At 52.0% G+C, this 25,227-nt stretch carries 14 protein-coding genes; 13 read left to right on the top strand and 1 reads right to left on the bottom strand.

Translation table 11 applies throughout. The annotated features are described in order from the left end of the window. Nucleotides 1-29: 29 nt before the first annotated feature. On the top strand, nucleotides 30-1,352 hold the full coding sequence (locus IPQ00_13245) for a hypothetical protein (GenBank protein MBL0241526.1): 1,323 nt from the start codon (nucleotides 30-32) through the stop codon (nucleotides 1,350-1,352). A gap of 844 nt (nucleotides 1,353-2,196) precedes the next feature. Then, nucleotides 2,197-3,246: a Fic family protein gene (locus tag IPQ00_13240; GenBank protein ID MBL0241525.1), complete on the top strand. Its 1,050-nt coding sequence runs from the start codon at nucleotides 2,197-2,199 to the stop codon at nucleotides 3,244-3,246. A gap of 569 nt (nucleotides 3,247-3,815) precedes the next feature. Here the strand turns inward: IPQ00_13240 and IPQ00_13235 are convergent. After that, complete coding sequence (locus IPQ00_13235; GenBank protein MBL0241524.1) at nucleotides 3,816-5,447, bottom strand: alpha/beta hydrolase; 1,632 nt, start codon at nucleotides 5,445-5,447, stop codon at nucleotides 3,816-3,818. A 241-nt stretch (nucleotides 5,448-5,688) separates the two neighbouring features. On the opposite strand from IPQ00_13235, the gene IPQ00_13230 reads away from it, so the two are divergent. The 11 genes from IPQ00_13230 (at nucleotide 5,689) to IPQ00_13180 (ending at nucleotide 25,206) form a co-directional block, all read left to right on the top strand. After that, nucleotides 5,689-6,708, top strand: coding sequence for a MurR/RpiR family transcriptional regulator (locus IPQ00_13230; protein ID MBL0241523.1), 1,020 nt, complete (start codon nucleotides 5,689-5,691; stop codon nucleotides 6,706-6,708). Nucleotides 6,709-6,838: 130 nt separating this feature from the next. Beyond that, nucleotides 6,839-10,021 carry a TonB-dependent receptor gene (locus tag IPQ00_13225; GenBank protein ID MBL0241522.1) on the top strand — a complete coding sequence of 1,061 codons (3,183 nt, stop codon included), beginning with the start codon at nucleotides 6,839-6,841 and terminating at the stop codon, nucleotides 10,019-10,021. Between the two features lie 112 nt (nucleotides 10,022-10,133). Continuing rightward, the gene (locus tag IPQ00_13220) at nucleotides 10,134-13,385 is read left to right on the top strand and encodes a PD40 domain-containing protein (GenBank protein MBL0241521.1); all 3,252 of its coding nucleotides are present in this window, start codon (nucleotides 10,134-10,136) and stop codon (nucleotides 13,383-13,385) included. A 12-nt stretch (nucleotides 13,386-13,397) separates the two neighbouring features. After that, nucleotides 13,398-15,269, top strand: a complete 1,872-nt coding sequence (locus IPQ00_13215; GenBank protein ID MBL0241520.1) for a CocE/NonD family hydrolase — start codon at nucleotides 13,398-13,400, stop codon at nucleotides 15,267-15,269. A gap of 3 nt (nucleotides 15,270-15,272) precedes the next feature. Next, a complete protein-coding gene (locus tag IPQ00_13210) occupies nucleotides 15,273-16,502 on the top strand; it encodes a beta-lactamase family protein (GenBank protein MBL0241519.1) in 1,230 nt (409 codons plus the stop codon). Then, nucleotides 16,499-18,157, top strand: a complete 1,659-nt coding sequence (locus IPQ00_13205) for a D-aminoacylase (GenBank protein ID MBL0241518.1) — start codon at nucleotides 16,499-16,501, stop codon at nucleotides 18,155-18,157. Before IPQ00_13210 ends, IPQ00_13205 begins: the two co-directional genes overlap by 4 nt. A 177-nt stretch (nucleotides 18,158-18,334) precedes the next feature. Next, nucleotides 18,335-19,159 carry a M55 family metallopeptidase gene (locus tag IPQ00_13200; GenBank protein MBL0241517.1) on the top strand — a complete coding sequence of 275 codons (825 nt, stop codon included), beginning with the start codon at nucleotides 18,335-18,337 and terminating at the stop codon, nucleotides 19,157-19,159. Then, on the top strand, nucleotides 19,156-19,992 hold the full coding sequence (locus tag IPQ00_13195) for a GNAT family N-acetyltransferase (GenBank protein ID MBL0241516.1): 837 nt from the start codon (nucleotides 19,156-19,158) through the stop codon (nucleotides 19,990-19,992). Before IPQ00_13200 ends, IPQ00_13195 begins: the two co-directional genes overlap by 4 nt. A 16-nt stretch (nucleotides 19,993-20,008) precedes the next feature. Continuing rightward, the gene (locus IPQ00_13190; GenBank protein MBL0241515.1) at nucleotides 20,009-22,426 is read left to right on the top strand and encodes a serine hydrolase; all 2,418 of its coding nucleotides are present in this window, start codon (nucleotides 20,009-20,011) and stop codon (nucleotides 22,424-22,426) included. Nucleotides 22,427-22,472: 46 nt separating this feature from the next. Then, on the top strand, nucleotides 22,473-23,624 hold the full coding sequence (locus IPQ00_13185) for a membrane dipeptidase (GenBank protein ID MBL0241514.1): 1,152 nt from the start codon (nucleotides 22,473-22,475) through the stop codon (nucleotides 23,622-23,624). A 67-nt stretch (nucleotides 23,625-23,691) separates the two neighbouring features. Continuing rightward, nucleotides 23,692-25,206 carry a serine hydrolase gene (locus IPQ00_13180; GenBank protein MBL0241513.1) on the top strand — a complete coding sequence of 505 codons (1,515 nt, stop codon included), beginning with the start codon at nucleotides 23,692-23,694 and terminating at the stop codon, nucleotides 25,204-25,206. Nucleotides 25,207-25,227 lie beyond the last annotated feature (21 nt).

Below are 25,227 nucleotides of genomic sequence, written 5' to 3'. Positions count from 1 at the left end.
TTCACAAATCAAGGTTAAGGAGTATGACAATGTTAAAAACACTCGGTAGATCTTTCGCGGTTGCGGCCGTTTGCGCCATTGTTCTGGCGGCCAATGCATATTCACAAACATGTCCCGGCTCGCCGGGTTGTCTCGACCCGACGTTCGGCATCGGCGGATTTACGGTTACTCAGGTTCCACTTGGGGCCACGCATACGAACAGCACGCGGGATATGGTCTTTCAGAGCGACGGCAAGATCGTTATTCTGGCTTATGTCAGCGATACCCCTACAACGTTTCGTGGTGCGCTCGTTCGATTCACCGCTGACGGAAGCCTTGACGCCTCGTTCGGCAGCGGTGGCTTTGCCTACATTACGTGGGGACCGGGTGGTGCTTCAAAACTTGCGATTCAAACGGTCAACGGAGAAGAGAGATTTGTCGTCGCGGGTTCCGAGTGCGGCTCTGGTTGCACACGGGTTGAACGGTACACAAAGTGGGGCGTACTTGATACCACGTTCGGAACGGGCGGCGCAACGAGCCTCAACGTAGCGTGGGCGCCGTCAGCCGTTGCGATCCAGAGCGATCAGAAAATATTGCTCGCGGGCGGTACAAATTCGATCCTTCGTTTGAAATCAAACGGCACAGCCGATACGACTTACGGACCGAACGGGGTTTCGACGACAAATCCCGGAATGAATATCAGAGCCTTGGAAATGCTCTCAAGCGGCAAGGTGCTGGCCGGTGGAGAGACCTGGAACGGTACGAGTTGGGACTTCGCGGTCGGTCGCTTCAATACTAACGGCAAACTCGATACAACTTTCGGCACAAAGGGACGAACCTCAGTTGATTTTGCGGGAAAGCTTGATATTGTCAGCGATCTGACAGTTGACGCAAGTGGCAAGATCCTTGTCTCCGGCGAGGCGATCTACGTTGATACTACTCCGTATCCAAAGGGGTTCGACGCCGTTATGATCCGCCTGAAGTCAGACGGGAAACTCGACACAACGTTCGGCAGCGGCGGTAAGACTGCTCCACTGAACCTCGGCGACCTGCAGGATTACTTTGCCGCGGTGTCGGTTCAGTCTAATGGAAAGATCGTGTTGACCGGCGAATCAAGGCTCGCAGGGAACAATGCCAACGCGAATATACTCACCGCCAGATATAATGCGAACGGAACGCTCGACACTTCATATCAAGGAACCGGATGGAATCTGACGGAATTTTATGGGTCCTATGACACGGGGATAAAGGGAACCGTTCGTCTGGACCCCACTTGCAATTGTCAAAAGTTTGTTGTCGCGGGCGTAGCGTATACCGATGCTAGCAATGCTTATGCTGATCGCTACATCGCCCTGCTTCGTTATTCGCTTTAGGCCCGATCCGGCCAATAGTTCGTCCGATCAGATCGGAAGAATCTCTCCTACCTTTTAAGTCACTGCGGAAAGGGAAAGATCCGCCCACTGATGGGCGTCACCAACACGACAAAACCTCCCACACTAGATGTTGTCCGTTCCGGGCAACATCTTTTTTTTGTTAAAGTGCAAGTTTTTTGAAAGCCGCCTATCTGTCATCATCTTTAGTTTATTTTCTGAAATGATTTTTCTTATCTTGCGGCTACCTGACCGCGAGCCAATTTGGCGTCGCCGACTCTCACGCTAGCTGTTGTCCATTCCGGGCAACAGCGCTTTTTTTGTGTTGCCGATCGTGATCCGCCTGGACCCCGATTCGCCGGCCGTATACCCGAATATCGGCATTGAATATGAAGGCGCGAAACTTTAAGCTCGATCATCAGATACTCGCCGTGGGCTCTTGAGTTTGTTGATGATATTGGGTCTCCTGTTGACTTGGGAACACAGAGAAGTCGTTACACACGAGAGATTCCAAACTAAAATCCGGTCGGAGGAACTGCGATCATCAACGGCTTGTTAGCAAGCGTAGAGGCACCTTTTTCTATTACCTTCGAAAATACCGTAATTACGCAAAGGTTGGTCGGGGCTTCGCTGAATGATGCGTTCACCTGCGGCTTTGGGGCAGGGAACACGCGTCGGGTAGCCTGCGCAGTTCTTTGCCCTTACTATTGTCGGTGTCACAACGCAACGTCCGTCCTTGAGGAAAAGATCCTACGGGGCCATGGATACAAAATACGGGCGTACTCGGGTGGATTTACAGGTGGACAATCGGGTGTAATCGGGTGATACTACGGGTGAGGTATACTGGATGTTGAAGATAGACACCTTACAGATAACGCCGGAATTGCTCGCGTTGATCACGGAAATAGATGAATTCAAAGGAGCGTGGCGCTCTCTCGGCAGCCTTGCTCCGGAACGCCTAAAGGCGCTGCGCCGCGTAGCCACTATTGAAAGCATAGGTTCATCAACCCGCATCGAGGGCAGCAAGTTGACCGACCGCGAGGTCGAGCGTTTGCTTGCCAACCTCGAAATCAAGAAGTTCGGAAGCCGCGACGAGCAGGAAGTTGCCGGTTATGCCAGCGTCATGGAAACCGTCTTTGCCGACTGGCAAGAGATTCCCATCAACGAAAACTATATCAAGCAGCTTCACCGTGACCTTCTGTTCCAAAGCGAGAAGGACGAGCGGCACCGTGGCGAATACAAAAAAATGTCCAACAGCGTTGTCGCTTTCGACGAAGGCAGAAAGCAGATCGGCATTGTTTTCGAGACCGCAACACCGTTCGATACGCCGCGCCTTATGGCCGAACTTATCGCCTGGCTTGCGGAAGCACGCGACTTGCGCCGATTGCATCCTCTGCTGATTGTCACCATATTCATTGTTGTGTTCCTGGAGATTCACCCATTCCAAGACGGCAACGGACGCCTGAGCCGTGTTCTTACCACGTTGCTCCTACTGCAATCAGGCTATGCCTATGTCCCGTATAGCTCTCTTGAAAGCGTTATCGAGAACAGCAAGGAAGGGTACTATCTGGCCTTGCGCCAGACGCAAGGTACCATTCGGACTGACTCTCCGAACTGGCAGCCATGGTTAATGTTTTTCATGCGAGCCTTGCAGCAGCAAATGCGCCGCTTGGCCATAAAGGTAGAGCGCGAAAAGATTGTAATCGCCGACTTACCGGAATTGGCCGTCAGGATTCTGGACTATGCCCGCGACCAAGGCCGCGTGACCATGCGCGATATGGTACGAGCCACAGGTGCAAGCGGTAACACGCTCAAAGAGCATTTCCGCAGCCTGGTAGAGAACAAGTTACTGGTGCGCCACGGAGCAGGGCGATCAACCTGGTACGACTTACCGTAAGCATTGCACCTGTAAGCCTTCCATAAAATAGTACCAGACAGAAATATAGTTTCCGGTCAAAAAAGAAAGTAGGAGGAGGACTGGAAATGACGAGATCGAAGTTCAGTGAGACGCAGGCAATAGGGATCCTGAAGCAGGTTGAAAGGGGACGACGATTCTTTTTCAATTCAGTGTTGCCGGAATCGCTGTTCATTCCTATACCCGAAACGTTGCGGTTATCTAAAGAGTTATCTAAGACTCGATGTTATCGTATGTTACAGATTTTGGGGTCCACAAAAGGGTAAACAGGTCAAAATCGAGTGTTTTTGGGGGTCAACGTCTGACTTTTGTTATCCTATGTTATCGCATATTACAGTGCGAACCGGGCTGTATACCGAAGGGTTGTAAGACACGAGTCTTACCTGCGGAGCCAATTTGATCAACAAGTTACGGGCACCAGTTAGGTGCCCGTTTCCTGTTCGCAATAAATAATCCACCCAAGCTTTGGTAGTGTCGTAGCAGTTGCAACGACCAATAGTTTGCGAAAAGCATTTGAACTGCATCGGGCTCAAATTCATCTCCGTTTAGTATTATTTAAGCCGTTTCACGAGCCAGATCGTGACCATCTTCACGACGTCGCTTCGCATCATCACCGGGGGCGGGAGTTTCGCGTAGTTGCCGGGGAAGCCGTCGCTGTCCTCGACAAAAAGATGGTTGAGACCCGGCAGCACTTGAGCAGTCACGTCCTTATTGCCCGCTGTCTTGAACGCCGCCTCTTGCAGGGCGACTTGCGCAGGGACTGCCTGTTGGTCATTAGAACCGGTCAGGATAAGCACCGGCGTCTTCACCTTGCGCATCGCTGATGCGGGCTCGTAAGTTAGGAAAAATTTCATCCATGGGTCTGCGGCCATCATCGCATCGATCTTCTTGGGGATCTCAGCGATCTGGGCTTCCTTTTCAGCGGCCGTGAGCTTCGCGTTGTGTTCAATGAGATTCTTCATCTGGAAATGAAGGGTCGGGCGTCCGGGTTCGGCGATGCCGGCGAGTAGCACAATAGCTCGCAGCGTCGGTTCCTTTGAGGCCACCATCGGGGCTATAACCGCGCCCTCGCTGTGCCCAACCACTCCGAGACGATCAGCCCGGATCTCCGGCCGCGTCCGCAAGTAAGCGAGTCCGGCTCGTGCATCTTCGCCGAAATCTTCGCTCGTCGAACCTTTGAATATGCCGCCGGAACCATCCATACCGCGATCGTCCATACGAAGCGAGGCGATGCCGCTTCGGGCAAACGAATCTGCCAATTGGCGAAAGGGTTTGTAGCCTTCCAGCCCGATCTCGCTGTCACGGTTTTCCTGGCCGGAGCCCGTGATCGTGACGATCGCCCCAACGGGCTTTGCTTTACTTGCTCCTTTAGGAAGCGTCAGCGTGCCGGCGAGAGTAAAGCCGCCGGGCGTCTTTACCAACACCTCTTCCGTTGTATAGGGAGCGTCGGCGGGAGCCGAGTAATCGGGTTTCGGCTTCGGGGCAGCTTTCGGAGCCGCCGCCGGCCCGCCTCGTGTCAGCATCAGCGGTATCTCTTGCCCGCCTTGTTTGAAGGTGCCTACGAGTTCCGTGCGAGCTTTGTCCAGCTTGGCATCGTAAACGATCCCAGCGGCCTTGCTTTCAAAGGCCGCATCGTCCCCCTTCAGCGTGACTGTGTCAAACGGGACGGTCGCTCCCTGATCCACGCTTTCAAATTTTCCCGCATAGGCACCGGCCTCGGATCTCGTGACTGTAACGATCAAACGCAACTTTGTCCCGCCTGCGTCAAGCACGCCGTTCCAAGTGCCCTCAAATCCGGTTGCCGGCGACGCTCTCTGCGCGGTTTTGGAAAGCGTGAGCGGTATCTCTTGCCCGCCCTGTTTGAAGGTGCCGACGAGCTCCGTGCTCTCTTTGTTCAGAACCGCTTCGTAAACGATCCCAGCGGCCTTGCTTTCAAAGGTCACGGCGTCACCCTTGAGCGTGACCGTATCAAACGGGATAGTCGCCCCCTGATCCACACTTTCAAAGCTTCCGGTATAAACGCCGGCTTCGGACTTGGTCACTGTGACAACCAAACGCAGCTTTGCAGAACCAGCGTCAAGCGTCCCGTTCCAGGTGCCCTCGATGCCTTTTGCAGGCGTTTGGGCAAATGCCTGCCACGAGAGACCTGCCAACAACAGCAATATCAATAACGTATTTTTCATTGTTTTATTTTGATCCTTTACCCAACAATATCTATTTGATCGTCATAATATTGTCATAATGCACCACTTGGTGCAAATTTGCAGAATTTCTTGTTGACATAGAGGTAAACTTCAGCGTATATTGCTGTTGAATTTCAAAATTGCATCACATGTTGCACAATCAGAATTGAATTCCTGACTGCTTTTGCAGGGGCAGCGAGCTTGTCTCTCGACAATGTAGAAGCGAAAAGGCACTTATCGTATGGATACGAAAGGGCGAAAAAAAGAATTTAAGAGTCGGAATAGTGCGGGCGTATTCGCCGGCGATGCTACCGGAAATGCAACAGACACGGCGGAAAGCCTGAATGGCAATGACGTGCAAACGAAGCTTGAAGCACGTTTCTTAGATACCCAAACTGAATTAAGCTCAAGCCGACAGCGACTATTGAGCCAGATACTGGCCGAAGCTGACGAGACGTTTTACCTCTCGTCACGTGAGATGGGAAGGCGTTACAACGTCGATTCGGCTACGATCGTTCGCACGATCCAGGCGATGGGGTATAAAAAATTCGCCGACTTTGCTCACGATCTGCGTAATCATTTCGTTACGCAGATCACCCCATACGCGTCAATGAGGGAGGCAACGCAAAAGCATCGGAGCGTTGCCGATTACGTTAACAACAGCATTGATAAAGATCTCGAGAATCTGAACCTACTAAAGTCGAGTATAGATGTCGAGAAAGTCGTCGAGATAGCAAAGCAAATTCACGGAATGCGGCGGATCATCATTGTGGGTATAGATTTTGCTGCGTCGCTGGCTACATCCTTCGCTTATGGGCTCGTACGATTGGGATGCGATGCCGAGGCTCCGATGGGAACTACTGGCTCTTTGCAAAATAAGATCAGCATTCTGACCGAAAAAGATCTTTTTGTTGCTATCAGTTTTGGCAAATGCTTGCGCGAAACGGTTGAAGCGGTTGAGCGGGCGAAACGGCATAACGTGCCGACACTTGGCATAACAGACAGCGTAAAGACCCCGATCGCACGCCTTTGCGATCAATACATTGTCGCATCCACCGCCCGAGCATCGTTTATTGATTCTTATGTCGCTCCTGTTGCTGCGATCAACGCCATTCTGATCGCGTATGCACACAGCCAGCCAAAACGGGCGCTGAAATTGCTGGAAGAGTTCGACAGGGAATCAACGTCAGGGTCTCGGTGGTACGGGGCCAAGGAAAATTCAGCCGCGGAAGCGGCCAAAATTATGCGGTCAAACGAATGATGTTATCTATACATTCAGTCGTCGGGACATATTTAAAAATCGTTTCGACAGGAATGTTGGAATCTTAGGCGGGTAGAGGTAGGTTAGCGGTCTTGATTTACTAATTTCTTGAGTGAGGTGAAAGGAAAGAATGCGAAAGATTAAATTTATTGTCAGTTCTTGCGTCGTGTTAATGGTGATCGGACTTTTCTCAGTTGTGAGGTCCCAAACTACGACTTCAAACATTGAGGGAACGGTTACGGATCCCAATGGCGCGGTCGTCGCTGGTGCTACTGTAAAGGCGACTGGGGCGAACTCTGCCGCTGAACGCACCGCCGTTACCGACAGCGCGGGTTTCTACCGTCTTGTTGCTCTTCCGGCCGGTACTTATAAGGTGACTGTTTCACAACCAGGGTTTGGCACCGCCACGTTTAACGTCGAACTGACGGTAAATCGCACGGGTGTCTTAAATGCCAAACTGGACGTTGGGGCAACTGGCGTCGAAGTTACGGTGACCAGCGAACTACCATTGCTGGAACCTACGGCGTCATCCACCGGTTCTACGGTAACTCCGAGGCAGATACAAGATTTGCCCGTAAATGGTCGCGAATATCTTGATCTGCTTCAGCTTGTTCCCGGCGTGGCAATCAACCGGCAGTCGAGCGGCGACAATGCCAGTCCGGTTCTAGGCGAACGAAGTGGAAATAACAACTTTCTAATTGACGGACAGCCTAATAAAGACACCGTTAACGGTGGAGCGGCGGCTCAGTTCAATCAGGAGACGATCGCAGAATTTCAGGTGCTTACATCGGCCTACAAGGCGGAATTTGGACAGGCATCCGGAGCGATCGTGAACGTTATCACCAAAAGTGGCGGTAACCAATTCCACGGTGTAGGGTCATTTTTTCACCGAAACGACAGCTTCGATTCGTCAAACTCGTTAAGTTCCACAAGTATTAAACCCGCACTGCGACGTTACGATTACAGTCTCGCTCTCGGCGGCCCTATCTGGAAAGACAAGATGTTTTTCTTTGGCTCGTCCGAACGTATCCAGGAAGATCGAGGAATTGATTTCAACTATCCTGCTCTGCCGCCCAATCTGCTGTCGTTGCTCCAAACTCAGGAGGATCCATTGGATGGCCCGGCTATTGGCCGTGAGACCAGAAACTTTTTTAAGCTTAACGAAAACTTCGGGCGGCATCAGTTGAATCAACAAGTAAATTATACCAATGGCTACGATCGTGCAGCGGGTGCAGGTTTACCGTCAACGAGAAGGTCGACAAGCGCTCGACATCTGCTCCTCGGATTTGGGGACACTATGATACTTGGGGATCAGGGCAATCCGTGGGTAGTTACGTTGCGAGGTTCGTACCGCGGTGAGCCGTCGGACGATCAACCGGCATTTCCGCAGTTCACCGGAACCACATCATTGCAGCCGTTTCCCGCACAGCAAACTTGTCCCCCGACGTGCGGTTTTTTCTCGACTCTACCATCCGTGGTTTTCGGCAGTCTCTCGACGCGATCGTTTCTGGATCAGAAATACACATCGGTTGGAGCCAATGTCGGCAAACGCTTCGGTGATCATGAAATTAAGTTCGGATGGCAGTATTTGAGAACCAAGGTGGACGGGCTCGATCCGAATAATATCGCTACGCAGCTTTATGCAACGATCGATGATTTTGTAAATTTTGGCCCAATTAACAGCGGCATTATCCTGCTTGCCAATACAGGGGCTGTCACACCCGAAAAAGCTAAAATTCGACTAAATAACAATTACAATGGTGTTTTTGTTCAGGACGACTGGAAGATCCTAAAGAATCTGACCGTGAATCTCGGGCTTCGCTACGAAAAGGACAGCGAGTTCGCGGCGGACAAGAATTTTGCCCCGCGGCTCGGCGTTGCGTGGGCGATTACGCCTAAAACGGTTATTCGGGCGAATTACGGGGTCTTTTTCGACCAGTTCCGGTTGGGACTTGTCGCCAATATCCCTTCGTTCGGCGGCAGTGACCGCCGAGGTGGTCAGTCACTTTATTTTCCCCGCGGTTTCTATGGCTCGCCTAGTTTGGTGTCGAGTATCGCCCGCTTTTCAGGCCTTCCAGGCCCCTGCATCTCCAATCAGCTAACCGATGCCCAGATCATTACTTTGGGGACAACTTGCCCCCTAATTGGAGGTCCGATCGTCGGAGTTGATCGATTGAACAATGTCGTCGCCGTGGGACATGCACCCATACCTGCCAATGCAGTACTAAACATCAGCAATGTGCAAACTCTTACCGGCCTCACGCCCGCTCAATATCTCACCCAGGCCGCGGCGGCAATCGGCCAGCCTGATGGCTACTTTCAATGGGGAGAATTTGGTGTGTTGAACAATCCGGTCATTCCCGCGCAATCTACTCCTACAACTGTTGATAGCACATTCAACACGCCGCAGACGCGCGGTTTCAGCATTGGTTTCCAGCGGCAGATCACAAACGACATCGTGTTTCAGGCGGATTACTTTCACCGGGACATTCGTAACCTCCTCGGTACCAGAACCAGCAATCTCGCATTCCGATCCCGTGTCGCGGGCATCGGTCGCAGCTTTGATGCGCCAAACACACTTGGAGAAATTGCTACGTTTGGACCGTTCTTCAAGGGAAAATATGACGCACTGGTATTGAGTCTGGATAAACGTTTGAGCCATCGCTTTAGCCTTGGTGGCAGTTACACGTACGCTAAAGCGACTGACAATTCGCTCGGTATTGGGACAAGGTCCACGGATCAATTCATTGGTATCGCTCCGGTTGTTGTCGAACCATGCGCATCCGGTAACCCTGGTTGTGTACAGCAGACAAACGCGAACGGTTCCTTCGTCAGCAGAAACGGTAACTTTGTTGCCCAGGCCGGGACATTTGTGAATGGCCCTGATCTGGACAAAGGCCCGTCAAGTTTGGCGCTGGATCATATTTTCCAGTTCAACGGGCTTTTAGAGCTACCGTGGCAAATTCAGATCGGCGGGATATTTAGGGCACAGAGCGGATTTCATTTTAGCAAATTCGATAATCTGAACCGAGACCCGGACGGCAACGGTAATTTTAACAGCATCGATTTTACGGCCGGTCGTAATGCGTTTTCGGCAGCTCCGTACGTCAATTTCGATATGCGTTTTTCAAAGCGGTTCGATGTCGGTGAACGGGTCAAGGTACAGGTGTTGTTCGAATTCTTCAATATCCTGAACCGTCAAAATCCGGCTGCGATCCAGAACCGTGACACGATCCCTACTCAGGCCTTCGGTTCGACGACGCAGGTATTGTCGGGACGGGAAGGTCAAATTGGATTTAGAATCTCGTTCTAAGATCCGTTATTGGGAGTTTCGATAAATGCAAGAAGGGTTGTCGCCTCAATACGGCGGCAACCCGAGCATTGATATTGTTCGCGATACGTAGCATCAAGGAGTTGTAAATCAAATGACAGTTCGACATCTAGTCCTCGCTTTTCTCATGAGTGTGGCTTTTTTCTCAATTGCCATGGCCCAAGGAACGCGAATGCTGCGGCACCCGGCAGTGAGCCGCGACCTCGTCGCATTTGCATACGCGGGGGACATATGGACCGTCTCGCGAAGCGGCGGTAAGGCTCTTCGATTGACGGCAACTCCCGGTGTTGAGACCGAACCGTATTTTTCACCTGACGGCTCGAAGATCGCGTTTACGGCCACAGTCGGCGGAAATACGGACGTATACGTTGTGGCAACATCCGGCGGTGACCCGAAGCGTATGACGTATAGCCCCTCCGAAGATCATGTGCGTGGGTGGATGCCGGATGGTCAGAGGATCTTGTTTTCGTCGGTGCGAGGCAATGCTCCGCTTGAGTCACACTGGCGGCTATGGACCATTAGCGTGAACGGCGGAATGCCGGAACCACTACAATTGTCCAGAGCATTTACAGGCGCCTATTCAGGCGACGGACAGCGATTGGCGTATGAGGAATTTTCGACCACGATGTTCCCGCCGTGGCAGGAGACAAGTTTCTGGCGCCATTACCGCGGCGGTCGTACACATCCGATATCGGTGATCAATCTAGCTGATAATTCGATCTCAAAGCTGCCGTGGACAAACAGCAACGACAGCTCGCCAATGTGGATCGGCAATACCATATATTTCGTGTCCGACCGTAATTTTACAGCCAATCTCTTTAGTTACGACACCGGCAGCAAGCAAGTAAAACAGGTTAGCAACCATAACGACTTTGACGTTATGACGGCATCTGCCGGATCGGACGCTGTCGTGTATGAGCAGGCGGGTTATATCCATCTCGTTGATGCAAAAACAGGAAAGTCTCAGCAACTAAATATCGAAGTAACCGGCGATTTTCCGTGGGCACAAACGCAATTTAAGAAAGTTGGCGATATGATCCGTAGCTCCGCGCTTTCCCCGAGCGGTGTTCGGGTAGCGTTTGAAGCTCGCGGTGATATCTTCACCGTGCCGACCGGTAAAGGCGATTACCGCAATCTTACAAATAGTTCGGGCGCACACGATCGCGATCCGGCGTGGTCGCCGGATGGAAACCAATTAGCGTGGTTTTCCGACCCGACGGGCGAATACCAGCTGATGATCGGCGATGCATCAGGATTGAACGCACCGCGCGTCATTGCGTTGCCGACGACTGCCTACTTCCAAAATCCGATCTGGTCGCCAAACGGCGAGCAACTCGTGGTCGAGGACAATCACAGCAACCTCTGGACGATGGATGTAAAGACCGGCACTTTTGCCAAGATCGATACGGACAACGATCCGGTTCCGAGCGCAACTTTTAACGCGTCGTGGTCGCCGGACTCTAAATGGATAACATATTCAAGAAATCTGAACAGCCGTCTGAGTGCGATCTTTGTCTATTCAGTTGACGAGAAAAAGACGCGGCAAATAACCGATGGGCTGGCCGATGCGATCTCCCCCGCGTTCGACGCCGGCGGTAAGTATCTATATTTCCTGGCGAGCACCAATTTCGGCCCGAAAACGAGCTGGCTAGATATGAGCTCGATCGATCATCCGACGGATAGATCGGCATATCTTGTCGTGCTGCCATCGGATGAGCCTTCACCGTTGATCCCCGAAACGGGCGACGAACCGAAGCCGGCGTCGCCATCCGATGCTCCCAAGGGCAAACCGGCCGCCGGTGCCACTGCGGTGCGAATCGACTTTGCCGGCATCAACAACCGAATCCTGCCGCTAAGCGTTCGGGCCGCTAACCTCAGCAGTCTTAACGCGGGACCGGTAGGCACATTTTTCTACACGGAATTGGTTCCCGAGATCGGCGCTTTCCGATTGCACAAATATACGGTCGCGGCCGGTGCCGCGATGCCGTTTATGGACGGGATCAGCCAATATTCGGTATCGGCAGATGGCAAAAAGCTCATCTATGCGGCTCGCGGCGGACGATTCGGCGTTGTCGGCACGACGGCACCTGCCAAACCCGGCGAAGGAGCTCTCAATACCGCACAACTTGAAATGAAGGTTGATCCGCGAGCCGAGTGGGCGAACATCTTCCGAGAGACCTGGCGGATACAGCGTGAATATTTCTACGACGAGAAAATGCAAGGCGCCGATTGGAACGCCGTTTACAAGAAATATCTTCCGTTGCTAGCGTCTGTCCAGCATCGCAGCGATCTTGGCTATTTGATCGCCCAAACGGGCGGCGAATTGACGGTCGGACACTCGTATCTTTCCGGTTCGGGCGATGTCCCGTCCGACAATCCCGTTTCCGTCGGTCTGCTTGGTGCGGACATCAAGGTCGAGAATGGGAAGTATCGCCTGAGCCGGATCTACACCGGTGAGAACTGGAATCCCGAACTACGGGCTCCGCTGAGCGCTCCTGGAATCGACGCGAGAGAGGGCGATTATGTTCTCGCGGTAAACGGCAAACCGATCGACACGAGCGCTAATTTCTATAGCTTTTTTGAGGGCATGGCAAATCGGCAGATCGTACTCAGGTTAAATGACCAGCCAACACCGGAAGGTTCAAGGCTCGTTACGGTTGTTCCGATAGCGAGCGAAAATGGAATCAGGACACGCGGTTGGGTCGAAGACAATCGCCGCCTGGTGGACAAACTTTCGGGTGGCCGTCTTGCCTACGTTTGGCTGCCAAACACTGGCGGGCCGGGATATACATCGTTCGTCCGCTACTTTTACGCTCAGCAGAACAAGGAAGGAACGGTTGTTGACGAACGATACAATCAGGGCGGCATGGTCGCGGATTTCATCGTCAATGAACTCGACCGCAAGCCGATGGGTTCATTTGCTGTTCGCGATGGCAATACATTTTTCTCACCGATCGCAGGTGTTTACGGCCCGAAAGTTATGGTGATCAACGAATCAGCCGGCTCCGGCGGCGACGCGTTGCCATTTTACTTCAAGCTGCGCAAACTCGGTCCGCTCGTGGGAACACGGACGTGGGGCGGCCTCGTCGGAACACTGGGCGTGCCGCCAACGATCGACGGCGGCGGGATAACGGCGCCAAGCCTCGCGTTCTATAACCTTGAGGGTAAATGGGATGTTGAAAATATCGGAGTATCAGCTGATATCAATGTCGAGAATACACCGATCGAAAATGGCAAAGACGCGCAGCTGGAGCGGGCAGTCGCCGAAGCAATGAAGCTATTGCAGACAGAACCTCTCAAGCGTACGCCGCGACCGGCGCCGATCGATCGCGTATCGAAACCTTAAGGAGAACTGACCGTGAGAATTCAACAAGGACGAAGTTCAGTATCGAAAATTCGGGCATTGGTCCTCGCGACATTCGCTCTCAGCATCCTGTTCGCGGCATTGTCGCCGGTTTACGCAAAACGTGCGGCGCCCGTTTATTCAAAAACCGATGCGATGGTCGCAATGCGCGATGGCGTTCGACTTTACACAAAGATCTTTACCCCAGACATTACGAGCGAGAAATTGCCGATACTGTTGCTGAGGACGCCCTATGGCGTCGGCGATCTCACTTCGGAGCAACTCAATGCTGCTCTTCCTGAACTGTCAAAAGATGGTTACATAGTCGTTCAACAGGATATTCGCGGCAGGTTCAAGTCCGAAGGCCAATTCGTGATGCTTCGCCAACCGCGCGATCCAAAAGATAAACAGGCGATCGACGAGAGCACCGACACGTATGACTCGATCGAATGGCTACTAAAAAACACCAAGAATAATAATGGCCGCGTTGGTTTGTCGGGCACGAGTTATGGTGGATGGCTGACAGTGATGGGAATGCTCGATCCGCATCCGGCGCTAAAGGCGATCGTGCCTCAGGCTTCGCCGGCTGATATGTGGCTGGGCGACGATTTTCATCATAACGGAGCTTTTCGTTTGAGTTACGGGTTTGCATACACGTATATGATGGAAACTTCGAAAGAAGTGGTAAGCCCGTCACAGGTGATCGACAAACGCGACGAATACGAGTGGTTTCTTGATCTAGGCCCACTCTCCAATGTCGATCCAAAATACTTGAAGGATAAATATCCGACGTGGAACGATTTTGAGGAGCACCCGGATTACGATGCGTTTTGGAAACGGCAGGCGTTTGCTCCGTGGCTAAATAAAGTGACGGTTCCGACGCTGAATGTCGCCGGGTGGTGGGATCAGGAGGATTTTTATGGGCCGATAAAGATCTACGAACTGCTCGAAAAACACGATACCAATAATCAGAATTTTCTAGTGGTCGGTCCGTGGAATCACGGCGGATTCTCGCGTGGCGACGGCGATAAATTGGATCGCATCAAATTCGGAAGCGCAACGGCGGATTATTTCCGCAAGAATGTCCGGGCTCCATTCCTCGCACATTACTTAAAGGACAAGCCTGATCCGAAGCTGCCGGAAGCTCTGACATTCCGAACCGGTGATAACGAATGGATCAGGCACGATACTTGGGCACCGAAAGAAGCCAGCGTCAAAAACCTCTATTTGCAGGCAGACAAAAAACTCTCGTTTGACTCGCCGAAAGCGGCACGCGCCGTATTTGATGAATATGTTTCAGATCCGGCAAATCCGGTACCATATCGCCCGCGTCCGATGGAAGTCGGTATGGGAGCCGAGTGGCGGATCTGGCAGGTTCAGGATCAACGCTTTGCCGAATATCGGCCCGATGTTCTTACCTTTAAGTCAGAGCCTCTGACCGAGGACGTGACCGTTTCGGGAAAGATAGTCGCAAATATCTTTGCCTCGACGAGCGGAACCGACAGTGATTGGATCGTGAAATTCATCGATGTTTATCCGGATAAATTTGAGTCCGAGCCTAGTATGAGCGGCTTTCAATTAATGATCGCCGGCGATGTCTTTCGCGGTCGATATTATAAAGGCTGGGAAAAATCTAATCCGATTCCGGCAAACTCCGTTCAAAAATATCAGATCACGTATCCGGCAAACGATCACACGTTTAAGAAGGGCCACCGCATTATGGTGCAGATCCAGAGCACTTGGTTTCCGGTCATCGACCGTAATCCGCAGAAATTCGTGCCGAACATTTTTAAGGCGACGGAATCTGATTTTCAAAAGGCAACCCAACGAATCTATCGCTCGGGCAAAAATGCGTCTTATATAGCTTTGCCCGTTATTTCCAAATAGCTCATGAAGAATACATATACCAAACCGAATAGAACCTTACGTTTAAGGTTTAGCTTTTGTGTCGCCGCCGCGGCGTTTGTCCTCTGTACTCTCTGCATCCCGGCGTTTGGCCAAACCGTCGATATAAAGAAGGTTGTGGCGGATCTCGAACCCGCAATTCGTCAGGCGATGATCGAGGGGAATATTCCATCGGCATCAATTGCATTGATCTCGGGCGACAAAGTGATTTGGACCGCTGGCTACGGCGAATCAAATCTCTGGGCCCGAACGCCTGCGACTCCAAACACCGTCTATCTGATCGGTTCTACGTTTAAGGCAATGTCCACGTATGCGCTGTTGCAGCTAATGGATCAGGGTAAATTCAAGCTGGATGATCCGGTTCGCAAATATTTGGATTTTGATATCCAGGGCGACGACCCGAAAAACCCTGTGACCTTTCGGCATCTGTTAACTCACACATCTGGATTAGAAGGCGATTTCGGAGCGGTTCCGCTCTGGAGCAACAACGATGTGATAAAACTGGACGACTTCGTTCGTAAATCACTAAAGGTAGCTTTCCCGCCGATGACGAAGGTCGAATATTCGAACGCGGCCTTCACGCTGGTTGGATATTTGGTTGAAAAATTGTCGGGCGTACCATACCGGCAATATATGCAGGAACACGTCTGGACGCCGCTTGAGATGACGAGTACGGGATTTGACCCGACCCCGAGTATGGACGAGCGGATCGCGGTGCCTTATGTCATCGACAAGGCAACCGGCCGACAAACGCCTGCGACTCGCATCAGGGCCGCAGTTTATCCGGCAGGCATTACTTACGGCACTATCCTGGATCAATCCAATTGGCTGATAACAAATCTAAATGGTGGGGAATTCAAGGGAAAAAGAATCTTAAGTGAAGCAACGTTTAACCAGATGGTGACGCGGCAATTTGATCAATTCAAAGGCGGGATCGAGGGCATTTGGGGAAATGAAACCGCCGGTTTCGGTTTGACCTGGTGGACGCAGGTGAGAGACGGCGACAGATATTTTGCCCACAGCGGCAGCCTTTCCGGATACACGTCATTTTTGCTTGGTAACCGTGATCGCAAATTTGGTTTCGCGATCCTAACAAATGGCCACCAAGCGCATCAGCATCTTTTTAAGTTGGCCGACCGGGCTATGGATCTGATGAAGAAATACTCGACCACGACGATAGCCGCCGTACCTAAAGATTTGGAGAAAAATAAATGATAGGCAGTATTAGACGTATTTTTTCCGGGCTATTTATTCTCGCGCTTCTGCTCGGAACTTCGATAGCGCAGGTCGCGGCACAAACAGGGGTACCGATCTATGACATCGTCATACGAAATGGTCGCGTATTGGACGGTGCGGGCAATCCGTGGATCGCGGCGGATGTTGCGATCAAGGACGGGAAGTTTGTTCGTATCGGCAAAGTAGATGGCAAAGGCAAACGTGAGATCGACGCGACAGGGCGATACGTTTCGCCGGGCTGGATCGATATGCTCGATGCCTCCGGCGGAGTCTTGATCAAGAGTCCGCTCGCCGAAAGCAAGTTGCTAATGGGCGTGACGACCGGCATCAGCGGCGAGGGTGGAACTCCGGTGCCCGCCGAAAAGATCGCTGAATATTTTGCCGGCCTCGAAAAAAACGGCATCAGTATGAATCTGGGGACTTACTATGGAGCGACGCAGGCCCGCGTTGCTGTACTTGGTCAGGATGCCCGCGACCCGACTCCGGAAGAACTCGATCGAATGAAAGCGATCGTCGAGACGGCGATGAAAGGTGGTGCTCTCGGGATCTCGACAGCTCTAATATACCCTCCGGCAAGTTATTCAAAGACGGGACAGCTTATTGAACTGGCAAAGGTCGCCAGCCGTTATGGCGGTGTTTACGCAACCCATATTCGAGGTGAAGGTGAGGAACTCGTTCAATCGGTCGAAGAAGCTATAGAGATAGGTGAAAAGAGCGGCATACCCGTCGAGATCTATCATCTCAAAGCGGCCTTCCAGCCCGGGTGGGGCAAGCTGATCGTCGAAGCGGGTGCAAAGATCGAGGCGGCACGCGGACGCGGAGTTGATGTCGCAGCGAATATGTATGTCTATACGGCGGGCGGAACGGGGCTTGATTCCGTGATCCCGTCGTGGGCGTTTGATGGCGGCCGACAAAAACTGCTGGAACGCCTGAAGGATCCTGCGATCCGTGCTCGCCTAAAAAATGAGATCAAGACCGGCTCGCCCGGTTGGTGGAATATTGTCGAAGCCGCCGGCGGTTGGGAACACGTCGTGCTGGTCAATGCGGCGAACAAGGATAACAAGCGATTCGAAAATAAAAATTTAGTCCAGATCGCAAAGGAATGGAACAAGGATCCGGCGGACGCTGCGTTCGATCTGGTCGAACAAGGCAGCGGCGGACGCGTTTCCGCACTTTACTACATGATGAGCGAAGGCGATATCGAAACGGCCATGAAATATCCTTGGATAAGTTTTGGCAGCGACGCGGCCGCTTCCCCTGAACTTATCGATCCCAAGACTGAGGGAGCAGGTCATCCGCGCGGCTATGGTAATTTTCCACGAGTGATCGCAAAGTACGTACGCGAACGGAAAGTACTTTCGTTGCCGGAAGCGATTCGAAAATTGACTTCGTGGCCGGCTACGCGGCTACGTATACCATCACGCGGCTTGATCAAAGAAGGTCTGTGGGCCGATGTTGTTATCTTTGATTTCGACAAAATACAAGATGAATCGACGTATGAATATCCGTATAAAACACCGACGGGAATCAATTACGTTCTTGTTAACGGCGAGGTCGTTATTGAAAACGGAAAGCACACAGGAGCAAGACCGGGAAAGGTGATCTACGGACAGGGCAAAACGCCATCGCAGTAAACCGCTCAAGTAGAAATGTTTTATTGAATTCATTTAGTTGTGAGGAATAACGGGAAGGGTTCCAGCATTGTCCGAAATCGAATGGGAGTAACGGTTATGAGATCAATGTTGAGTCTGATTTGCACAATTCTTCTGCTTTTAGCGATTAGCCCCGCGGCCGAAGCGCAGGTAAAGAAAATGAAAATTTACATCTCAGTTGATATGGAGGGCGTGGTTGGGGTGGTCACCGCCGACCAGTTGGGACCAACGGGCTTTGAGTACCAACGGTTTCGCGAGTTTATGACGCAGGAGACGAACGCCGCTATCGAAGCCGCATTTGCCGGCGGCGCGACCGAGGTCGTGATAAGCGATTCGCACGGTAACGCGGAAAATCTGCTGATCGAAAAACTGCCGAAAAATGTTCTGCTAGTCCGAGGGTTTCCGCGTCCGCTCGAGATGATGGAGGGGCTTGACGAAACTTTCGACGGGGTCATCTTTATTGGCTATCACGCAAGCACTATGAATATCGAAGGGGTGCGTGCCCACACATTCTCCAGCGCACGGCTGGCAGACGTGCGGGTAAATGATGTCTCAGTTTCTGAAGGAAGCTTTAACGCGGCGGTTGCCGGCCACTTTAACGTGCCGGTGATCATGGTCTCCGGCGACGACGCTGCGGTCAAAGAGGTAACGTCCGCGGTCGGCGATATCGAGGGAGCTGTTGTTAAGTGGAATTATGGTTTTCACTCAGCAAAAACAATGATGCCCGAAGCGGCCTACGACCTTATCCGCGAGAAAGTGAAAACGGCGATGGGCCGTATTAAGAGCTTTAAGCCGTACAAGGTCAAGACACCGGTCCAGTTGGATGTGCGTTTCAAGAATTATCGACCGGCCGAGATCCTCAGCTATTTAACCACCGTCAAACGGATAGATTCACACAGCATAAGATTCATCGGCAAAGATATGGTCGAAGCAACGAAATTTATAGCATTTATTACAAATTACGACCAAAGTTTAGAACCATGACCGCAGTTGAAATCGTCATCCGGGACATTGACGGACAGGCCGAAATGCGGGCAGTCGAAGAACTCCAAAAGGAAGTGTGGGGTCTGCCGGATCTCGATGTTGTGCCGCTTACGCAGTTCGTCGCCGCAAAAGCAGCCGGAGGCGCGCTGATTGGAGCATTTGTCGATAAGACTTTGATCGGATTTGCATACGGCTTTCCCGGATTTGAGCACGAAAGGGCGACACATCACTCGCATATGCTTGCGGTAAAGCCTGAATATCGAAGTCACAGCGTTGGATACCGTCTCAAACTTGCTCAACGGGATTTCATCATAGCCCAGGGTATTGGCTTGATGACCTGGACATTCGACCCGCTGCAAAGCTTGAATGCCTACTTAAATTTTAACCGGCTTGGCGTTGTGTCGAACCAATACTTGGTCGATTTTTACGGTGCGGACGCCGCCAGTTTTCTTCATCGCAACGGTACGGACCGTTTATGGGTAACCTGGCCGGTCAATAGCCGCCGCGTCACCGAAAAGCTTTACTCGAAAGTTTTGACGAGGGATTACGGGAAAGGTGAATCGCTGCTTGAGGTAACCGAAAATAGCATACCAGGGTATCGCGACTTAAACGACGCGAATATTGGTGACGTGGCATTCATCGAGATACCCGGACGGATCAAGGAAATTGAACAGCAGAGCCTCGAATTGGCGGCGGATTGGCGCGATGCGACGCGGATGGCCTTTACCAAAGCAATTGACGCGGGATTTGTGATCGTCGACTTCGTTCGCGGCAATGAAACCGGAAAGTATGTTCTTAGCCGCACCCAAACGATGGAAGATCTGGCGGCGTGACGTGCTAATGAAAGATATGACAATACGAAGAAACAGAGTGGACTGGCCGATACTTGTAGCGATCACGGTTGCGGCGTTTTTCGGGCTGACCTCCCTGCCCGGCCGTTCCATATCTGCGAGCAATCCCCGGCCTGCTGAAATAACTACTCAGAACGTCGCACCGCGTCGTGATTTTACGGTAGTAGCGGAAATGCTCGAAAAGTTCATCGCTCGCGAAATGGCCGAAAAGGACCTGCCGGCGGTCTCGATCGCTTTGGTGGACGATCAGCAGATCGTGTGGGCCAACGGGTTTGGTTTTGCCGACCCCACGGCCAAAACCCCGGCAACGGCCGAGACCGTTTACCGCGTCGGTTCGGTCTCAAAGCTCTTTACAGACATTGCGGTTATGCAGCTTGTCGAGCAAGGCAAACTCGATATTAACGCACCGGTTACTCGATATCTTCCGACCTTTCATCCGAAAAATAATTTTGATAAGCCAATAACCCTCCGTCAGCTTATGTCGCACCGATCGGGCCTCGTTCGCGAGCCGCCGGTCGGCAATTATTTCGATCCGACTGGACCGACGCTGGCGAAAACGATCGCGAGCCTCAACGATACAAAGCTCGTTTACGCTCCCGAGACTCACGTCAAGTACTCGAACGCAGGTGTCGCGACGGTCGGTTATGTTCTCGAGAAAACGCAGGGAGAGCCGTTTGCAAAATATCTCAAACGATCGGTGCTCGATCCGATGGGCCTCGACCACAGCAGTTTCGAGCCCACGCCGGAGATCACGAAAAGCCTGGCAAAGGCTTATATGTGGACCATCGACGGACGCACGTTTCCGGCCCCGACGTTCGAGCTGGGAATAAGTCCTGCGGGTTCTATGTACACGACAGTCAAGGATATGGGCCGTTTTATGAGCGTCCTTTTTGCCGGCGGCCGTGGCTCAAAGGGGCAGCTGCTGACGCAGTCGACACTTGACGAGATGTGGAAGCCGCAATATGCCAAGCCGGGAGCGAAAACGGGATTTGGGATCGGCTTTGGCATCTCGGAAATGGATGGCCATCGAAAGATAGGCCACGGCGGGGCGATCTATGGTTTTGCAACCCAATTAAGCGCTTTGCCCGACGACAAACTCGGTGTCGTCGTAGTGACCACAAAGGACGCCGCAAATGCCGTGACGGCCCACATCGCCGATCTTGCGCTGAAAGCCATGCTCGCCGTGCGAGACGGCAAGTCGATTCCCGAGCCCGCGAAAACATCGCCGGTAGCGCCCGACCGGGCAAAGCTGCTCGCTGGCCGCTATATGAATGGTCCAAAGGGCTTTGACCTGACCGATAGCTCAAGGAATCAGCTTTCGATCCTAAGCACAGAGGGCGGATCTCCGGCTGTGCTTAGGTCAAGCGGCAATGATCTGATGGTTGACGGTAAGCTGGCGTTTGGACCAAGGATATCGCCCGATGGCGACTCGATCGTCGTCAATAACGAGGCCTACAAACGAGTTGCCGCCCCCAAACCACCACCTACTGACACAAAGCTAAAGGGACTGATCGGTGAATACGGCTGGGACCACGACGTTCTTTATATCCTCGAAAAAGACGGCAAGCTCTGGGCTTTGATCGAATGGTTCGAGTATGACCCGCTTGAGCAAGTTTCCGAAAACGTCTTCAAGTTTCCAGATCATGGCCTCTACGATGGTGAACTGCTCGTATTCACCCGCGACACAAATGGAAAAGCAACGCAGGTAAATGCGGCAAATGTGGTATTCAAACACCGTGATGTCGGGCCGGACGGTGTCGGCCAGCTTCATATCAAACCACTCAGGCCGGTTCCCGAACTGCTAAAAGAAGCTCTTGCCGCGACGCCGCCACAGGAAACTGGGGATTTTTACACATCGGATCTGGTCGAGGTCGCCAAGCTTGATCGGACGGTAAAGCTCGATGTCCGCTATGCCGGGACCAACAATTTTCTCGGCAGCGTTTTTTATTCGCAGGCGAAAGCGTTTATGCAGCGTCCGGCGGCCGAGGCCGTTGTTAGAGCTAACGAAAAACTCAAAAAACTTGGCTACGGTCTGTTGATCCACGACGCATATCGGCCGTGGTATGTGACCAAGGTCTTTTGGGATGCAACGCCCGACGACAAAAAGATCTTCGTCGCCGACCCATCTCAGGGGTCGCGGCACAATCGCGGAATGGCGGTCGATATTTCGTTGTATGACCTGAATAGCGGCAAACCGATCGAAATGGTCGGCACTTACGATGAAACATCCGACCGGTCATACCCTGATTATCCCGGCGGCACATCGCTACAGCGTTGGCATCGGAAATTGCTGCGAGACGCAATGGAGTCTGTTGGGTTTACCGTTTACGAAGCCGAATGGTGGCATTTTGACTACAAAGATTGGACGCGTTATCGGATCGGAAACCAGGTATTTGAGAAGATCGGCTCAAACTGAAACCAATAATATGGATAGCAAGAAGAACAAAAAGAAATGTGATCTCATATCGCGGCGCGGCCTGCTGAAAAGTATGGCCGTGGCCGGAGCGGGCTTAGTTGCTGCACCGATGCTCAATTTTGGCCGGTTTCGGTTATTTGCAAATTCGCCAACCGAATATTCGGCTCGCGCGATCGGGCTTGTCAAAGAATCTACGGTCATCGATATGCTGTGCGTAATGACGCTCGATTTTGCAAAACAGGACAAATGGTTCAAGGATCCGGAAACATTTACGGCTGCCGATCTGCAACCGTGGAAGGACTCTGGAATCAACGTCATCCACCCCGCGCTCGGTATGGGAGGAATGACCTCATACCAAAACGTCCTTGAGTTTTTTGCATTTTGGAATGGTTTCATCGCCAGCCACGACGAACATTTTATGCGGATCGACAGCCCGGATGATTTTGCCCGCGTAAAGAAATCGAACAAGCTAGGCGTCATTCTGGGTCTTCAAAATTCCGATCAGTTTCGCAACCCGAACGACGTTGATTTCTTTCGAAATCTCGGCCAGCGAGTCTCACAACTAACTTACAATTCCCGAAACTTCATCGGCACCGGTTCAACCGAAAGAAACGACTCAGGCATATCGGATTTTGGCGCAGCGATCATCGCACGAATGAACAAGGTCGGAATGGCTGTGGACGTTTCCCATTGCGGCGACCGTACGACGCTCGACGCTTTCGAACTTTCCAAGAAACCGGTTTTGATCACTCACTCAAATTGTCGCGTACTCGCAGGTGGACATCCACGAGATAAGTCGGACGAAGCAATTAAGAGAGTGGGTTTGAATGGTAGCGTAATGGGAATTACAGGCGTGCGAATGTTCGTGAAAGCGGATGAGCCAACCACCATCGAACACGTTCTAGATCACTACGACCACGTCCGTGATCTAATTGGCCCGGAGCATCTCGGTGTCGGCAGCGACATAGATCTTTACGGTTACGACGCAATGCCGCCGGAATCCAATAAGCAATTGCGTGCCGGTTACAAGGGCAGTTACGGATTCCGAGAAAAGATCGATGTCGAGGGCCTGAATCACCCAAAACGGATGTTTGACCTTACTGAGGGCCTGATCCGCCGCAAATACACCGATTCGGATATTCAAGGAATACTCGGTGGCAATTTTGCACGTGTTTTGAAAGAGATCTGGACGGTTTGACGCTTGTTAAAGTCCTTATTTGTAATAATTTAATCCCGTGAATTTCACGTCGACAAAAAGGAAAAATATGAAATTACGTTCCATCATTAATTTGGCAATTCTATTGGTTGTTATGGCGGCGGGACTGCAGAGCAGCCACGCTCAGGCTCCGTTTCAAGGGTTTGACGATTACGTCAACAAGGCAATGAAGGAATGGGATGTCCCCGGTATGGCGATCGCCATCGTTAAGGACGACAAGGTCGTCTATGCCAAAGGCTACGGGCTTCGCGAAATGGGCAAAACCGCGCCGGTTGACGAACATACGATCTTTGCTATTGGTTCGTCGTCAAAGGCGTTCACGGCAACGTCGATCGGTATGCTCGTCGATGATAAAAAGCTCAAATGGGACGATCGTGTAAGCCAATATTTACCGAGTTTTCAACTCTTTGATCCGTATGTAACGCGCGAAATGACAGTTCGCGATCTGTTGACGCATCGGATCGGGCTCGAACGCGGCGATCAGCTATGGTACGCCACTGAGCACAATCGAGATGAGGTGTTACGGCGTATAAGATTTCTAGAGCCCTCGTCGAGCATGCGGTCAAGATTTGGGTATCAAAATGTTATGTTTCTCGCTGCCGGACAGATCATTCCATCCATAACCGGCAAATCCTGGGACGACTTTCTGACCGAACGCATTTTTACGCCGCTCGGAATGAAAGACACCAATACGACGATCAGGACGCTTTCCAAATCAAATGACGTTTCGACGCCGCATCAGAAGGTGGACGGCAAATTACAGCCGGTCGCATGGCGGCTGATCGACAATATCGGTCCCGCTGGCTCGATAAACTCAAATGTTGTGGATATGGCTCAATGGCTGCGGATGCAGCTCGGGAATGGCAAATTTGATGGCAAACAGCTCGTCAGCGCCGCCACTCTCGACGAGACACACACACCGCAAACGGTCATTCGTAGGGAAGGACCCTACACGATATTTTACCCCGACGCCCACTTTATGAGTTATGGCATGGGCTGGTTTCTGAGCGATTTTCGCGGTAAGAAATTGGTCGAGCACGGCGGCGCGATTGACGGTATGAGGGCCGAAGTAGCGATGATACCTGAGGCAAATGTCGGAATTGTGATACTTACGAACGTCGGCGGAACGCTGCTTCCACAATTTCTGACCTATCGTATCTTCGACTCATATATGGGTCAGCCCACACGCGATTGGCAGGCTGAGGCACTTCCCAAAATTCAGGCGCTTGAAAAGCAGGGTGCCGCCGCCCAGGAAAAGGCTTTGGCATCGAGAGTGACCGGCACAAAACCGTCACTTGATCTGAAGGAATATGCCGGTAAATATAACAGTGAAATGTATGGCGACGTCGAGATCAAACTGGATGGCGGCAAGCTAACTGCAGAATTCGGGCCATATTTTAACGGCGAACTCGAACACTGGAACTACGATACCTTTCAGGTTAAGTGGCGAGACCGTGTCGAGGGCAACGGCTTTATGCAATTCAGCCTAAACGCACGCGGCAAGGTCGCTTCGGTTGATATGGGAGCGATGGGTAACTTTACGCGGGTACCGGATAAAAAATAAGACGCTCTCGTGAAATCCGCT

This window comes from Chloracidobacterium sp. (genome assembly GCA_016720705.1).
Classification (GTDB): Bacteria; Acidobacteriota; Blastocatellia; order Pyrinomonadales; family Pyrinomonadaceae; genus OLB17.
The sequence above is the reverse complement of the archived record's forward strand: the minus strand, read 5'-3'. Positions and strand labels throughout refer to the sequence as shown.